The sequence below is a fragment of the Halostella litorea genome (genome assembly GCF_004785955.1).
GTDB lineage: Archaea > Halobacteriota > Halobacteria > Halobacteriales > Natronoarchaeaceae > Halostella > Halostella litorea.
Map to the genome: position 1 here is coordinate 109,620 of NZ_SJER01000004.1, position 14,482 is coordinate 124,101.

The 14,482-nt window shown below is 68.5% G+C and carries 11 protein-coding genes; 7 read left to right on the plus strand and 4 right to left on the minus strand.

Annotated features, from left to right (window positions below; genetic code table 11):
- Positions 1–47: 47 nt before the first annotated feature.
- Entirely contained in the window at positions 48–1,730 is a 1,683-nt protein-coding gene (locus tag EYW40_RS13465) for a bifunctional metallophosphatase/5'-nucleotidase (protein ID WP_135822174.1), read from the minus strand.
- 317 nt (positions 1,731–2,047) lie between these two features.
- Here EYW40_RS13465 and EYW40_RS13470 point away from each other — a divergent pair, with 317 nt between their 5' ends.
- Both EYW40_RS13470 and EYW40_RS13475 read left to right on the plus strand, forming a co-directional pair.
- Positions 2,048–3,355 carry a DUF7405 family protein gene (locus EYW40_RS13470; protein WP_135822175.1) on the plus strand — a complete coding sequence of 436 codons (1,308 nt, stop codon included), beginning with the start codon at positions 2,048–2,050 and terminating at the stop codon, positions 3,353–3,355.
- A gap of 103 nt (positions 3,356–3,458) precedes the next feature.
- On the plus strand, positions 3,459–4,625 hold the full coding sequence (locus EYW40_RS13475; RefSeq protein ID WP_237560613.1) for an iron transporter: 1,167 nt from the start codon (positions 3,459–3,461) through the stop codon (positions 4,623–4,625).
- Positions 4,626–4,744: 119 nt separating this feature from the next.
- Here EYW40_RS13475 and EYW40_RS13480 read toward each other — a convergent pair whose 3' ends face one another.
- The gene (locus EYW40_RS13480; protein WP_135822176.1) at positions 4,745–6,451 is read right to left on the minus strand and encodes an L-lactate permease; all 1,707 of its coding nucleotides are present in this window, start codon (positions 6,449–6,451) and stop codon (positions 4,745–4,747) included.
- Positions 6,452–6,627: 176 nt separating this feature from the next.
- Here EYW40_RS13480 and EYW40_RS13485 point away from each other — a divergent pair, with 176 nt between their 5' ends.
- Positions 6,628–7,134 (plus strand): LutC/YkgG family protein, encoded by a 507-nt coding sequence (locus EYW40_RS13485; RefSeq protein WP_135822177.1) that lies wholly within the window; start codon positions 6,628–6,630, stop codon positions 7,132–7,134.
- Positions 7,131–9,317 (plus strand): LUD domain-containing protein, encoded by a 2,187-nt coding sequence (locus tag EYW40_RS13490; RefSeq protein ID WP_135822178.1) that lies wholly within the window; start codon positions 7,131–7,133, stop codon positions 9,315–9,317. The genes EYW40_RS13485 and EYW40_RS13490 overlap by 4 nt, the downstream gene beginning before the upstream one ends.
- Before the next feature lie 71 nt (positions 9,318–9,388).
- On the opposite strand, the gene EYW40_RS13495 is transcribed toward EYW40_RS13490, so the two are convergent.
- The gene (locus EYW40_RS13495; protein WP_135822179.1) at positions 9,389–11,056 is read right to left on the minus strand and encodes an aldehyde ferredoxin oxidoreductase family protein; all 1,668 of its coding nucleotides are present in this window, start codon (positions 11,054–11,056) and stop codon (positions 9,389–9,391) included.
- 189 nt (positions 11,057–11,245) lie between these two features.
- On the opposite strand from EYW40_RS13495, the gene EYW40_RS13500 reads away from it, so the two are divergent.
- Positions 11,246–11,620 carry a tautomerase family protein gene (locus EYW40_RS13500; RefSeq protein ID WP_135822180.1) on the plus strand — a complete coding sequence of 125 codons (375 nt, stop codon included), beginning with the start codon at positions 11,246–11,248 and terminating at the stop codon, positions 11,618–11,620.
- An 86-nt stretch (positions 11,621–11,706) separates the two neighbouring features.
- On the plus strand, positions 11,707–12,903 hold the full coding sequence (locus tag EYW40_RS13505) for an MFS transporter (protein ID WP_135822181.1): 1,197 nt from the start codon (positions 11,707–11,709) through the stop codon (positions 12,901–12,903).
- Between the two features lie 19 nt (positions 12,904–12,922).
- Here EYW40_RS13505 and EYW40_RS13510 read toward each other — a convergent pair whose 3' ends face one another.
- A complete protein-coding gene (locus EYW40_RS13510; RefSeq protein ID WP_135822182.1) occupies positions 12,923–13,579 on the minus strand; it encodes a lactate utilization protein in 657 nt (218 codons plus the stop codon).
- A gap of 152 nt (positions 13,580–13,731) precedes the next feature.
- Here EYW40_RS13510 and EYW40_RS13515 point away from each other — a divergent pair, with 152 nt between their 5' ends.
- A complete protein-coding gene (locus EYW40_RS13515; protein ID WP_135822183.1) occupies positions 13,732–14,331 on the plus strand; it encodes a hypothetical protein in 600 nt (199 codons plus the stop codon).
- The last annotated feature ends 151 nt before the right edge of the window (positions 14,332–14,482 follow it).

Genomic DNA, 14,482 nt, shown 5'->3' on the forward strand with positions numbered 1-14,482 from the left:
CAACCGCCTCGAAACGGTGTCTGACCGAGCGCCGCCCGCGACCGTCGCTACTCCGTCGTGATACGGCCCTCGACCTCGGGCGAGATGGTCCCCTCGGCCTCGACCGAGTTCGCGACGATGACCGACAGCAGTTCACCCTCGTTGGCGTCGATGATCCGGGTCGCGTCCTGCAGCATGGTGTACCCGTCGCCGCCCGTCGCGGTGAAGTTGTTCGTCGCCATGGTGTAGGTCGCCTCGGGGTCGAGCGCTTCGCCGCCGACCTGCGCCTCGACGATGCGGTCGCCCTGGTCCGCCTCGGGGTCGTACGTGTAGCTCATCCCGCTGATCTGGAGGAACCCGCCGCCGCTCATCGAGCCCAGTTCGAGGACCTCCAGCAGCGTCTCGCCCGACACCTCGACGGTGACGAGGTTGTTCCCGAACGGGAGGAGGCTGTACACCAGCCGCTTCGTGACGTCGCCCTCGGGGTACCGCGTGTCGGTCCGGATGCCGCCGCCGTTCTGGATCGCGACGTCCGTGTCGCCGCGGGCGCGGAGCGCGTCGGTGATGTAGTTCCCGATGTTGGCCTCCTCCTCGCGGACGACCGACTCCCGCGCGTCGAGCGGGACGGTCGTCTCCCCGATCACGGTGTCCAACTGCTCGCTGAGCTGTTCCTCGTACCCCTGTGCGACCTCCTGGACCTCCGGGTGCGGTTCGACGTCGCCGCTCTCGACCGCTGAGGCGGTCTCGTGTGCCGTCAGGCTGTGGTCGGTCCGCTCGCCGTCCTCGACGGTGAGGGTGAGTTCGCCGACGTACTCGTACTCGTCGCCGACGAACGAAAGCACCGTGTCGTTGACGACCTCGGCCTCCTCGGAGAACGTCGCTGCGTGGTCGCCGACGATGGCGTCGATCCCGTCGACGTTCTCCGCCAGTTCCCGCGCGTTCTCGGCGGCCACGTGGGACATGACGACGACGAGGTCGGCCCCGTCGTCCTGCATGTCGCTCACCGTCTCCGACACCGGGTCGTCGAGGCCCGGAACCTCGGTGGTCTCGCCCATCGACGTGATCGTCGGGGCCGCGACGTTGATGATCCCCGTGAGCCCGACGGTCACGCCGCCGAGTTCGACGAGTTCGTACCGGCTCGCGCCCTGCTCCGCGCCGAACACATCGCCCGCCTCCGTGTCCCGGACGTTCGCGCTGACCCACTGGAACTCGCTGTCCGCGATGCGGTCGCGCGTGACGTCAGGCCCCATGTCGAAGTCGTGGTTCCCGAACGTGTCGAACGCCAGGCCGCCCGCGTTGAACGCGTCGGTGATGTGCTTCCCGTCGAACTGGGCCGACAGGACGGACGAGGCCAGGTCGTCGCCGCTTCCAACTTTGATGGAGTTTTCCGCGCCGTCGGCGATCTGATTCATGAGCTGGAAGTACGTCGCCACGTTGACCTGGCCCTCCAGGTCGCCGTAGCTCCCGTGGACGTGCGTGTCGTGAACGATGGTCACCTCGCCGGAGACGGAGGGCTCCGACGTCGTCTCCTCCTCGGTCATCTCCGTCTCGGTGGAGTCGTCGGTGTCGTCGCCGCTCGGCTCAGTCGTCTCCTCTTCGTCGCCGTCCGACGAGTTACAGCCCGCGACCCCGGCGACGCCCACCGCCGCGGTGGTCGCGATGAACTTCCGCCGGTCGATACTGGGCGACCTCCCGGAGTCGTCGACGTCCTCGGTCCGCCCGTTTTCGTCGTTCGCACCACTATCTGACATGCGAAAACCTATTCGAACATAGGTAATAAAGTCTCGCCTGCAATTCCCGGAAGAACGTTTAAAAATATGTGCGAACGATCGGAATACGTCCCGATGCCGGATTCGCTTCAGGTGCTCAGTTCGATGTTTAAAACACGATTCCTACGGGAGGGAGACGACTCGAGGACGGTCGATCGGCCGGACGCCAGCGGCCAGCGACCGCCGCTCTGCTTAAAAGTAAACTCCCAAGAGTTTATTCCGTCGGCGGGGAAGCCCCCGAACCTGCACTCGAACGGCGACCGGGAACTTATCCCGGATCCGACCGTAAGAGGGCACGAATGACGAACGGCAACGGGGACCTGACCCGGCGGGAGGCGATCCGGATCGCCGTCGCCGTCGGCGGGTCGGCGGGGCTCTCCGCGTGTCTCGGCCTCGAAGACCGGTCCGAAGGCCCGACCGAGGCCGACCGAACCACCGGCCGGCCGACGGACGCCGAACCGGACCCCGAGCCGCCGGCCCGACAGCACGCCTGGCACGAGTTCTCGCCGACCGACGAGCACGGCAACCCGGTGCTGGCCCGCCACCACGTGTTGCTGCTGGCCGACTACGCGGGCGACGGGCCGGTCGACGACGCCGACCGGACGCGGGCGGCGGACGCGTTCCGCGAACTGGAGCGGGCGTACGGCTGGGGGTCGGACGGACTCCTGTTCACCGTCGGCTACTCCCCGGCGTACTTCGACCGGTACGACGCGTCGCTGCACGAGTCGGTGGACCTGCCGCCGCCGGAGGCGCTGGCACCGTTCGAGGACCCGGCGCTCGACACGCCGGACGTCCTCATCCACCTGGCGAGCGATCAGGGTTCGACTGTGATCGAGGCCGAGCAGGCGCTGTTCGGCGAGTCCGTGACGGCGAACGGGACCGAGATGGGCGAAACCGTCGACGGACTGCTCGAACGGGTCGACCGGCGGACGGGGTTCATCGGTGCGGGACTGCCGGCGGCACACGACGACGCCGACGGCGTCCCCGAGGGCGCGGTCCCGGAGGACGCGCCGCTGTTCATGGGGTTCAAATCCGGCTTCGCGAAGAACCAGGCGACGGAGGACGCCGTCACGATATCCGACGGCCCGTTCGCCGGCGGGACGACCCAGCACCTCTCGCTGATTCGCACCGAACTGGACCAGTGGTACACCCAGGACTCCCGGGAGCAACGCGTCGCGAAGATGTTCTCCCCGACGCACGCGGCGGAGGACCTGGTGGAGGGCGTCGGCGAGAACCTCGGCGACTCGTCGCTGGTCGAGGAGACCGGCATCGCCGACCGGGTCGAGGACGACGCGTTCGAGCAGGGTGTCGTCGGGCACACGCAGAAGACGGCGCGGGCCCGGGACGGGGACGGCAACCCGCGGATCCTCCGCCGGGACTTCGCGACGGTCGACGGCGGGCGGACCGGCGTCCACTTCCTCAGCCTCCAGGCGTCCATCGCGGACTTCGTGGAGACGCGGGAGGCGATGAACGGCGAGGACGTCGCGAACGTCGGGGGCGTCGGCACGAGGAACAACAACGGGATCCTGCAGTACATCACGACGACGCGCCGGGGCAACTACCTGGTTCCGCCCCGCGCGAAGCGGGCGTTCCCCGAACCCCGGTGACCACCGCGTAGAACGATCCCGCGTGCGGCGTCCGTCGGCCGGCGGCGGAGTATCGCGCTCCCAACAGTTTATGGTCGCCAGCGCCTAGTACCGACCCACACGAATGCGCAAGGAGTCCACGCGCCGGTCGTTTCTCGCCGCGGGCGGGGTCGCGCTCGCGACGGCCATCGCCGGCTGTGCGTCGGAGGACGACGCCGACCCCGGGACGAACCGGACGACCGAACCCACGTCGTCGACGGCGACGAGCACCCGCACGACGACGGAGACGACCGAGGAGGCGCCGGGGCGTGACCTCCCGAACGTCGCGCGGGACGACCGGGTCGTGTACGTGCCGGCCCACCGGGACGGGATGCGGATGGCCGGCACGGCCGACGCCGGGCCGTACAGGGTGATGATGTCCTACACCCTGCTCCACGACTTCTGGGTGTTGACGGGCCAGGAGGTGAGCTACGTCCGCATCGAGAACGGCCGGGGGATGCATCTCATGGCGAGCGTCTGGGACCCGGAGTACGGGCAGGTGATCCCGCTCGGGAGCCCGCCGGTCGAGGTCCGGGACGCCGCGAGCGGCGACGTCGTGACCGAGAAGTCGCTGTGGCCGATGCTGTCCCAGCAGATGGGGCCGCACTTCGGCGACAACGTCGCGTTCCCGGGCGAGGGCGAGTACGCGGTGCGGCTCACGCTGGACCCCGTCTCGGCGCGCCAGTTGGGCGACTACAGCGGGCGGTTCACCGAGTCCGTCACCGCCGAGTTCGATCTGCCGTTCCGGTACGACATCATGAACAACATCCGCGAGCAGTTCCTGGAGGAGTCCGGACAGCAGGGCGCGCTCGAACCGATGGAGACGATGGGGCGGCCGACCGGAGCGCTGCCCGAACCGGCGGCGCTGCCGGGCCGCCACGGCGGCGTCGTCAGGAGCGGCGACGCGACGTTCGCGGTGCAGGTGCTCGAACCGTCGCCGGCCGGGGTCGACAGTGCCGCCCCGTATCTGGCGGTGTCGGCCCGGACGCCGTACAACCGGTATCCGCTGCCGTTCATGGGCCTCCGCGCGACGGTCACCGACGGGAGCGAGACGCGGTTCCGCGACACCCTCCCCGCCGGCATCCACCCGGAACTGGGCTACCACTACGGCGCGGCGGTTCCCGACATCGCGATGGGCGACGACGTCACCCTGGAGGTCGGCGCGCCGCCGCAGGTCGCCCGGCACCGCGGCTACCAGACGGCGTTCATGGAGTTCGAGGCGATGACGCTCACGCTCGGCGACGGGAAGTGAACCCCTGCTCGGCTCACCTCCCCCTCGCCGGGGACCACGCCTCTGGTGGCAAATACGCCGAAACGACCGCACAAGAGGGCAGTTAGCGGCGGATCGTGAAGCGGGCCGCCGGCCGGGCCTCAGAACAGCCCGGGAACCAGAACGTACGTCAGTAGCATCCCGAACAGCCCGGCGAACACCGCGTAAACCGCCATCGGGACGACAGCCTTTCGCAGCAGGTCGCCCTCGTTTCCGGTGATCCCGACGACGCCGCAGATGGCGGCGACGTTGAGCACGGACACCATGTTCCCGAGGCCGCCGCCGACGTTCTGGAGGCTCACGACGACCACCCGGGAGAGCCCGACCGTCTCGGCGGCGTTGTACTGCAGGACGCTGAAGAGGATGTTCGAGGACGTGTTGCTCCCGGTCATGAACGAGCCGATGGCGCCGATCCACGGGGAGGCGAGGGGCAGTAGCCCGCCGGCGCCCCTCGCGAGCGCCCGGCTGAGCGCTTCCATCATCCCGAGGAGGTCCGCGGTGTTCGTCTGCGACTGGATCATTATCTGCGTCATCGACACGGCGATGACGAGCGTGAGTGCGGCCGGAGCGACCTGCTGGATCGAGCGCCGCCACGCCGCGCCCATCTCCGACGTGTCCATCCGGTGGAGGAAGCCGGTGAGGATGGCGATGGGGATGAACGGCATCGTCCCCGGGAGGTAGAGGTACTGGAGGGTGTAGCCGAGTTCGGTGCCGAGGATCGAGTCGAGGCTGACCGAGAAGCTCTGGATCCAGTCGAGGACGGCGACGCCCGCGACGGTGAGGTCCGGCCACCGCGTGACGAGCAGGGCGAGCGCGACGAGCAGGTACGGCGTCCACGCCATGAGGACGGACATCTCCTTCTGGGGCTCATCGCGGGACACCTCGTCGGGGTCGAGGCCGCCGAGCCACGTGTCGCTCCACGTCGACTCGTCGGGGAAGTCCCACTCGCGCTCGGGGACGAGCACGTCGTTGTTCGCGAGCAGGAGGCCGACCGCGAGCACGACGAACCCGGCGGCGATGTCGGGGAGCGCGGGCCCGACGAACCACGCGATCACAAGCTGGGTGCCGCCCGTCACCGCGCCGAGGAGGAGCGCGAACGGCGCGATGGGGAGCGTGCTACGGACGGCGCCCCCGACGCTACGGTCGCCGTCCCCGAACCAGTAGGTCATGAAGAACACGCCGAGCAGCCCCCAGAAGACGTACGTGAGCCCCGTGACGATGCCGGACCACGCGGAGACCATCGAGAGGAACTCGCCGACGGACATCGACCCGGAAAGCGCGGGTTCGATGACGGCGCCCGTGCCGCCGATGACCGGCGTCCCGGCCGCGCCGAACGGCGGGTTCGGCGCGTTGAAGTAGAGCCCGAACACCGCGGCGGCCAGCGGCGGGAACCCGAGGCCGATGAACAGCGGGGCGGCGAGCGCGCCCGGGGTACCGAAGCCCGCCGCGCCCTCGATGATGGTCATGAAGCCGAGACCGATAAGGAGCACCTGAATCCGCCGGTCCTCCTCGATCTGGCCGAAGTACCACCTGATGGTGGCGATGGCGCCGCTCCCTTCCAAGTAGTTCATCAGGAGGATGGCGCCGAAGACGATGAGGATGATGTCGACGGCCTGCAACGCGCCGTAGACGGCCGATGCCACCAGCCAGTCGGGCTCCATGCTCCAGTACGTGAGTCCGATAGCGGTCGCGAGCAGCCAGCCGACGCCCATCGCGCGGGCCGCCGACCACCGTAGTCCGGCGAGCAACACGAACGCGACGCCGATCGGAACGATACCGACGAACGCAAGTGTAAGTACATCGGCCATATTTCGGCTATGTCTCGACCTGGGTCAACCAGGCATATGTAACTTACTTTTTGGTTGAAATGAACCGTCAAATACCATCCGGGGCGGGGAGCGGTGTCAGTCGGTTCGGGCGGTAATTTTTGGCCCGGAGCAGTAGAGGAAAACACCCATTAGGCCGTGCGGTCAACGTCCACTAAATGTCAACCGAACCACTCGCGTCGTTCGAGTCGTCGCTCGACGAGGTCGGCGTGGAACTCGTTCGGACGACGGCGGACCGGTTCGAATCGGCGCTCGCCCCGCTCGTCAGCACCCCCGCGGTCGGCGCGTCGCTGCCCTTCGAGGACGTCTCGCTGCCGGACGCCGTCGAGACGGACCCCACGGTCGCGGAACTCGACGCAGCGGACACCGGCGTCACCGCCGCCGGCTACGGCATCGCGGACTACGGCTCCGTCGTAATCCAGGGCGGGGCCGACGGCGAGGAGCCGGTGAGCCTCTACGCCGACGAACACGTCGCGGTCGTCGCCGCAAGCGACGTCCTGCCGGACATGGACGCGGCGTTCGACCGACTCGCCGAGGACATCCGTGGCGGGACCGGACAGGCCATCATCGCGACCGGGCCGAGCGCGACGGCGGACATGGGTGCGCTCGTCAAGGGAGCCCACGGTCCGATGGACGTGACCGTCGTACTCGTGGAGGACAGATGAGCGTCGACGACCGCCGGCGGAAGGCCGAACGGATCCGTCACCTCCTCGACACCGAGGGCGACAGCGTTCAGGGGAACACGCAGGTCTTCAACGAGGGCCGGTACGAGTCCACCGCTGACCTGGAGGACTACGAGGCCCTCAAGGACGAGGCCCGCGCGATCAAGGAGGACGCCATCGAACGGCTCCCCGAACTCGTCGACCGGGTCACCGAGGCCGTCGAGGCCAACGGCGGCACCGTGTACGTCGCGGACGACGCCGCCGACGCGAACCGGTACGTCACGGAGGTTGTCGACGGCCGCGACGTCGTGAAATCGAAGTCGATGACCAGCGAGGAGATCGAGGTCAACGGGGCCCTCGAAGCCAGCGGCGCGGACGTCTGGGAGACGGACCTCGCCGAGTTCGTCCTGCAGGTCGCCGACGAGGCCCCCTCACACATCGTCGCCCCGGCCATCCACAAGTCCCGCGAGGAGATCGCTTCACTGTTCAACGAGGTGTTCGATCCCGACGAGCCCCTCGAAACCGCCGAGGAGCTGACGCGGTTCGCCCGCGAGCATCTCGGCGAGCGGATCCTGGACGCCGAGGTCGGCATGACGGGGGCGAACTTCGTCACGGCGGACACCGGCACGCTCGCGCTGGTCACCAGCGAGGGCAACGCCCGCAAGTGCGTGCAGGCGACGGACACCCACGTCGCGGTCGCGGGCGTCGAAAAGCTGGTCCCGAGCGTCGAGGACCTCCAGCCGTTCGTCGAACTCATCGGCCGGTCGGGGACCGGACAGGACATCACCTCCTACGTCTCGCTTTTCACGCCGCCCGGCGACTCGCCGACCTTCGGCGGGGACGGCGACCTCGGCTCCGGCGACGACCGCGAGTTCCACCTCGTGCTCATCGACAACGGCCGGATGGAGATGCGGGAGGACGACGACCTCCGGGAGACGCTGTACTGCATCCGGTGTTCGGCGTGCGCGAACTCGTGTGCGAACTTCCAGCACGTCGGCGGCCACGCCTTCGGCGGCGAGACGTACTCCGGCGGCATCGCCACCGGCTGGGAGGCCGGGGTCCACGGCGAGGACAGCGCCGCGGAGTTCAACGACCTCTGTACGGGGTGCAGTCGGTGCGTGAACCAGTGTCCGGTCAAGATCGACATCCCGTGGATCAACACGGTCGTCCGCGACCGCATCAACCGCGGGAAAAACGGGAACCTCGACTTCCTTGTGGAGGGGCTCACCCCCGACGAGGAACCGGGCGGCCTCGACCTGCAGAAACGCCTGTTCGGGAACTTCGATACGCTCGCGAAGCTCGGGTCGGCGTTCGCGCCGCTCTCGAACTGGGTGGCGCGCTCGTCGGTCGGTCGCACGGTCATGGAGCGAACCGTCGGCGTCGACAGCCGCCGCGAGCTTCCGTCGTTCGAGCGGGAGTCACTCGTCGAGTGGTTCGAGGACCGCGGGCCGCGGGTAAGCCCCGACGAGGCACGCCGTCAGGTCGCGCTGTATCCCGACGCGTACACGAACTACGTGCGCACCGAGCGCGGGAAGGCCGCGGTCCGCGTCCTCGAAGCGCTCGACGTCCGGGTCGACGTGCCGGCCGCCGGCGAGAGCGGCCGCGCACCGTTCTCACAGGGGATGGTGGCAACCGCCCGGTCCAACGCCGAATCCGTCTACGACGCGCTCGCACCCGCCGTCGCGGCGGGCCACGACATCGTCGTCATCGAACCCTCGGATCTGGCGATGTTCCGCCGGGAGTACGAACGGCTCCTCCCCGAGGACGACTACGTCGCGCTACGGGACCACAGCTACGAACTCATGGAGTACGTCTACGGCCTGCTGGAGAACGGCGCGGACGCCGACGCGCTCCCGGACGGCGACGGCCAGGGGGTCGCCTACCACAGTCACTGCCAGCAGCGCACGCTCGGCCTCGAACCCCAGACGGTGGCGGTGCTCGAAGCCCGCGGGTTCGACGTGACGACCTCTGACGTGGAGTGTTGCGGCATGGCCGGCAGCTTCGGCTACAAGTCCGAGTACTACGAGCTCAGCGTGGACGTCGGCGAGTCCCTCGCCGACCAGTTCACGACCGACGAAACCGCGGACCGGACCGTCGTCGCCAGCGGCACGTCGTGTCTCGAACAGCTCGACGCACTGCTCTCGCGTCGGCCCGCACACCCGGTTCGGCTGCTCGACACGCGGTAGCCGGGGTCGGTGCTCACGCGCGGCCGGCCGGGGCGGGGCGGGGCGATGCCGTCGGCCCGACCCGTCGCCCCCTATGCCGACGCCGGCCGCTGGTCCTCGGGGACGACGCCGTCGTCCGTCCAGCCGCGGTGCTCGTAGTATTCGTCGAGCGCGGCCTCTAGCCCCTCTATCTCGTAGGGGAGCGCGTCCTCGCCGCGGTCGTAGCCGCGCTCGTTGTTGAACGCGCGTTCGAGGTCGACGATCCGCCCGCCGACGGCCAGCAGGTCCTCGTAGTCCGCGCCGAACAGCATCTCGTAGCGCTCGGGCGTCATGAAGTCCCGCGAGAACTTGCAGACGACGCCGCTGTCGTTCAGCGCCATCTGGTTTTCCTTCTCGACCAGCGCGGGCGGCTTGCCCTCCAGCCCCGCCGGGTCCATCGCCTGGTCCTTGCCGACGAGGGGGTACTCGTAGGAGTAGAACACGGCGTACATGTGGTCGGCCCCGCGGTTCGCGACCGCGTAGCTCAGCCCCTGGCCGTTGAGCTTCCGGCCGTCGTGGGCGGGGAACTCCATCCCCTTGACCGTCCAGTCCTCGACGCCGAGGTCGTCGTGGACGCGGGCGACCCCCTCCGCGAGGTCGTCGCCGATGCCCTCGCGGTGGGCGATCTTCTCGACCGTCTCGTGGACCAGGTCGGCGTTGCCCCACTCGTCCTCGGCCGCGACGTACGCCGACACCACGTCGCCACAGGAGATGGTGTCGAGGCCGTACTCGTCACAGAGTTCGTTGGACTGCATCACGTCGACGATGTCGTCGACCATCGGGTTGCTGCCGAACGACATCACCGTCTCGAACTCCGGACCCTCGGTCTCGACCCCGCGCTCCTCGTCTTTCGTCGGGAGCTTGCAGGCGAACGCGCAGGCCGAGCAGGTCCCCTTCTTGTACTTCTTCTCCTCGACGCGGTCGCCGTTTATCTTGTCCGCGTCCTCGTAGGACTGGCGCTCGAAGTACTTCGTCGGGAGCGCGTCCATCGCGTTCGCGAGGTCGGTGACGCTGGTCGTCCCCTGCCGCTTCATGATGTGGTCGTCGGTCGCGGCCTCGCGGTGGATGTCCATCGCGGAGGACGGGATGTCGTACTCGTGTGCGGAGTCGCCGTCGAAGCTGACCGCCTTGACGTTTTTCGCGCCGAGGACCGCGCCGAGGCCGCCGCGGCCGAACGCGCGGTTCTCGCTGGTCATGATCGACGCGAATCGGACCCGGTTCTCGCCCGCCGGCCCGACGACGGCGAGGTTGTCGGTGCCGATGTCTCGGTCCGCGGTCAGCGCCTCGTTGGTCTCGCTGACGGTCGCGCCTGCCAGCTCCGGCACCTCCTCGAACTCGACGCCCTCGTCGGTGACGTGGACGGCGAGGAGTTCGTCGCTCTCGCCGGTGATCTCGACGGCCCCGTAGCCCGCATCGGCGAAGTTCCGCGACATGAACCCGCCGGCGTTCGAGGAGATCAGCCGGTCGGTCAGCGGCGAGATCCCCGTGCAGTTCATCCGCCCGGTGAAGCTCATCGTCGACGCCTGCATCGGTCCGGTCGAGAAGTAGAGGGCGTTCTCCGCCCCGAACGGGTCGGCGTTGAACGACAGCCGGTCGTAGGCGAGTTTCGTCCCGACGCCGCGACCGCCGACGAACGACTCCAGCACCCCGTCGATCGATTCCGTTTCGGTCTCCCGCCGACCGACGTCCACCGAGAGCAGCGGCCCTTTCGCGTGTAGCATTGTCACGATCGTTTACCGGCGGGGACCAAAGCGGTTACGGTACGTGTACTCGATTATCGTACACAGTATTTTCAAATCTTGTAGAGCTGTGCGAGCGACGGTGACCGCGGTCAGCGGCGCACACGCGGCGGCCGACGGCATCGACGCGACATCGCCGAACACTATACCGTTCCGCCGGGACGTCGAGGCATGCCGCTGCTTCAGTTCGACACGACCCTCTCGCCGTCGGACGAGGCGAAACGGGCGCTGGCGGATAGCGTGACCGACAGCTACACCGCCGAGATGGCGACTTCGGCCGGCCACGTCGCGGTGACGATCCGCGAGCGGGAACCGGCCGACATGCACCTCGGGCGGGCGGTCGATGGGCCGCTGCTCTTCCTCGACGCCCAGATACGGCGGGGGCGGTCGTTCGACCGCAAGCGCGCGTTCGCGCTCGACGTCTTCGCGTTCGTCGGGGAGCGGTTCGACGTGCCCGACGAGAACATGAAAGCCGTGTTCACCGAACACCCCGGCGAGTCGATGATGGGGGTCGACCGGGTCGGCGGCGAGTGGGACGGGGAGTGACCGGCGGACGGGCGACCGACCGCCCCGGCACGTGTCTCCGACTCCGGGAGAGTAAAGCGGCCGTCGGAGAAACGTCGGGGTAGCCGATGGGTCGGACGTACTGGCGTACGGTCTCGCTCGTGACGCTGTGGCAGGTCGCGGCGAGCGTCTGTTACTACACCGTGTTTGCCGCCACCCCGTTCTTCCGGGACGCCTTCGACCTCTCGCGGTTCACCGTCGGCTTCGTCGTGACCGCGCTCACGCTTGGCTACGCGGTCTGGCTGCTGCCCGTCGGCGCGCTGGTCGACCGGTTCGGTGAGTGGCGTACGCTCGTGGTCGGTCTCGTCGGCCTCTCGGCCGGTGCTCTGATGGTCGCCGGCGCACCCACGTACGCTCTCCTGCTCGCGGCGGCGTTTTTCCTCGGGTCGACGTACGCGACGGCCATCCCCGGGACGAACAAGGCCGTCTACGACAACATCCCCGCGGGACGACAGAACCTCGCGATGGGGATCAAGCAGGTGGGCGTCACGGCCGGCAGCGGGGTCAGTTCGCTGCTCGTGACCGGCCTCGCGGCCGTCCTGTTCTGGCAGGCCGGCTTCCTCGTCGCCGCCGGCCTCGGCCTCGTCGTCGCCGTCGTCTTCGCGCTCGCCTACCGCGGCGTCGGCGACGGCGGCGCCGCGGAGTACCCCGACTTCCGGGCCCTGGCCCGGAACCGGCCGTACCGTGTGCTCGTCGCCGCGGGCTTTTTCCTCGGCGCGGCGCTGTTCACGACGACGGGGTACACCGTCCTCTACGTCTCCGAGTCGGTCGGTACTTCGGTCGCGTTCGGCGGCGTCGTCCTCGCGCTCGTACAGCTATCAGGCAGCGTCGGCCGCCTCGTCGGCGGGTGGCTGAGCGACAACCTGCCGGGCGAGCCTCGGACCAGGATCGGCGCGGTCCTGGTCGTCCAGGCCGTCGCCGGCGCAGCGCTGTTCGCCGTCGTGGGGCGCGCGGGGAGCCCGTGGAGCGCCGCCGTCGCGTTCGCCGCGCTGGGCTTCTTCGTCCTCGGGAACACCGGAGTGTACTACTCCTACATGGCGACGCTGGTGACGGCGGAGGAGATGGGCGGCGCGACCGCCGGCGGCCAGCTAGCGCTGGTCGGCGGCTCCGTCGTCGCCCCGCCGGCCTTCGGTTACCTCGCGGACGCCGTCGGCTACCGGGCGTCGTGGTGGCTGCTCGGGGCCGGCACCGCCGTCGCCGCCGGGCTGCTCGTCTACGGGGTCAGGATCGAACCGCCGGTCGACGAGCCCGCGATGCAGGAGTGAGCCGAAACGCGTCGACCGGTCAGTAGCCGAGTTGCTCGCGGACCAGCACGACGGTCGTGCGGTCGTCCTCGAGTTCCTGCCGGAAGATGAGCTGCTTTGCGATCGCCGACTCCACGCCGTAGGCCTCCTTCGCCCGCTCGTTTTCGAGCGGGTACGCGACGGATTCGAGGCGGTCGAGCGCGTCGGAAAGCGTCGGCACGACCTTGTTCACGCCGCTGACGATGACGACGTTGCTCGCGGCGAACGGGTACGCGCCGATCCGGCTGCCCGAGCGGTCGGCCGCGACGAGTTCGCCCGTCCGAGCGATCGCGTTGATGCCGCCCAGGAAGTAGTCGGCCGTCTGGGACTCGCGACGGGCGGCCTGGCGCTTTGCGTCGTCGTCGATGGACCAGATCTCGTCGGCGAGGCTCTCCCACTCGTGGTCGCCCTCGCTCAGGTACTCGGCGAAGCCGATCTCCTCAAGGGTCGTCGAGTGGCCGTTCATCACCGACGCGCCGGACGGGATCTGCGACTGTACCGCCTCCAGGGCCTCCTCGGCCGAGTCGACGACGACGACGTCGAACCCGTTGTCCCGGAGGTTTTCGGCGGTCGCCTCGACCGTCTCGTCGTCGGGCAGTTCGTCGAGCGATTCGTCGATGTCGGTGTCGGCCGCGTAGTCGGATTTCTGCTGTGACATAGGTGATGTGTCGTACCCAAGTGTTGTCGCGGGACGGGCTTAAGCGCTCCCGGACATCGGTATCAGGTGGTTACACCGGTGTTACTTTGCCCCCGCATCGGCGCAACCACTTTTTTGTGTGACAACTACGATCGGGGCGACGTGAAGACAATATGTCACTAGCTGACGTGCAACGTCCGACGAATCGACGCGAGCGGTACCGGTTCATGACGACGGCAGCGAGCCGACCGTTCGCGGTCGGGGCCGTCGTCGTCCCCTTGATGCTTCCCGTCCTGGGCTATCTCTCGGGCGACATACGGCTCATGTTCACCGTCCACCTCTTCCTCGGCGCGTTCTGGTTCGGAACCGCGGTGCTCGGGGCGGTCGTGCTCGGCCCGGTAATGGGCAGTCTCTCCGAGGAGGCGAACGCGGAGTTCGCCGGGGGGTTCGTCCCGAAGATGAACCTGCTCATGGAACCGGTGTCGGTCGGCGCTATCGGGTCCGGGGTCGGCCTCGCGAGCATGATGCGGCTCTGGGCGAACCCGTCGCCGTCGCTGTGGGCGGCGCTCGCGCTCGCCGTCGCCTTGCTTGTCCTCGGATTCGGCCCTCTCCACGTGTTCACGGCCGGCATGTTCGACGAGATAGCGGCCGACGAGACCGACCACAAGCGACTCGCCTCGTTGAACAAGAAGTACGGAATGTTGAGCCTGGTGGAACTCGTCCTCATGGTCGCCATCGTCGCCACGATGTCCGGCCTCCGCTGGGGGTTCTGAACGGGCCGACGGGCCCGGCGATTTCCCTGCCGGGAGCGTTAGAGCGTTTGCTCTCACTGGTCGCCGAAGACGCCCCCACCGCCCCTGGCCGCCCCGGGTAATTGCCGAGGGAGGACACTATGAAAACATTCTCCCTCGGTGAAGTATTTAA

Excerpts from the sequence above, each read along its gene's own strand:
- EYW40_RS13490 (WP_135822178.1), top strand. The coding sequence starts at position 7,131 with ATGAGCGTCGACGACCGCCGGCGGAAGGCCGAACGGATCCGTCACCTC.
- EYW40_RS13475 (WP_237560613.1), top strand. The coding sequence starts at position 3,459 with ATGCGCAAGGAGTCCACGCGCCGGTCGTTTCTCGCCGCGGGCGGGGTC.
- EYW40_RS13465 (WP_135822174.1), bottom strand. The coding sequence starts at position 1,730 with ATGTCAGATAGTGGTGCGAACGACGAAAACGGGCGGACCGAGGACGTC.
- EYW40_RS13500 (WP_135822180.1), top strand. The coding sequence starts at position 11,246 with ATGCCGCTGCTTCAGTTCGACACGACCCTCTCGCCGTCGGACGAGGCG.
- EYW40_RS13505 (WP_135822181.1), top strand. The coding sequence starts at position 11,707 with ATGGGTCGGACGTACTGGCGTACGGTCTCGCTCGTGACGCTGTGGCAG.
- EYW40_RS13515 (WP_135822183.1), top strand. The coding sequence starts at position 13,732 with ATGTCACTAGCTGACGTGCAACGTCCGACGAATCGACGCGAGCGGTAC.
- EYW40_RS13495 (WP_135822179.1), bottom strand. The coding sequence starts at position 11,056 with ATGCTACACGCGAAAGGGCCGCTGCTCTCGGTGGACGTCGGTCGGCGG.
- EYW40_RS13470 (WP_135822175.1), top strand. The coding sequence starts at position 2,048 with ATGACGAACGGCAACGGGGACCTGACCCGGCGGGAGGCGATCCGGATC.
- EYW40_RS13480 (WP_135822176.1), bottom strand. The coding sequence starts at position 6,451 with ATGGCCGATGTACTTACACTTGCGTTCGTCGGTATCGTTCCGATCGGC.
- EYW40_RS13485 (WP_135822177.1), top strand. The coding sequence starts at position 6,628 with ATGTCAACCGAACCACTCGCGTCGTTCGAGTCGTCGCTCGACGAGGTC.
- EYW40_RS13510 (WP_135822182.1), bottom strand. The coding sequence starts at position 13,579 with ATGTCACAGCAGAAATCCGACTACGCGGCCGACACCGACATCGACGAA.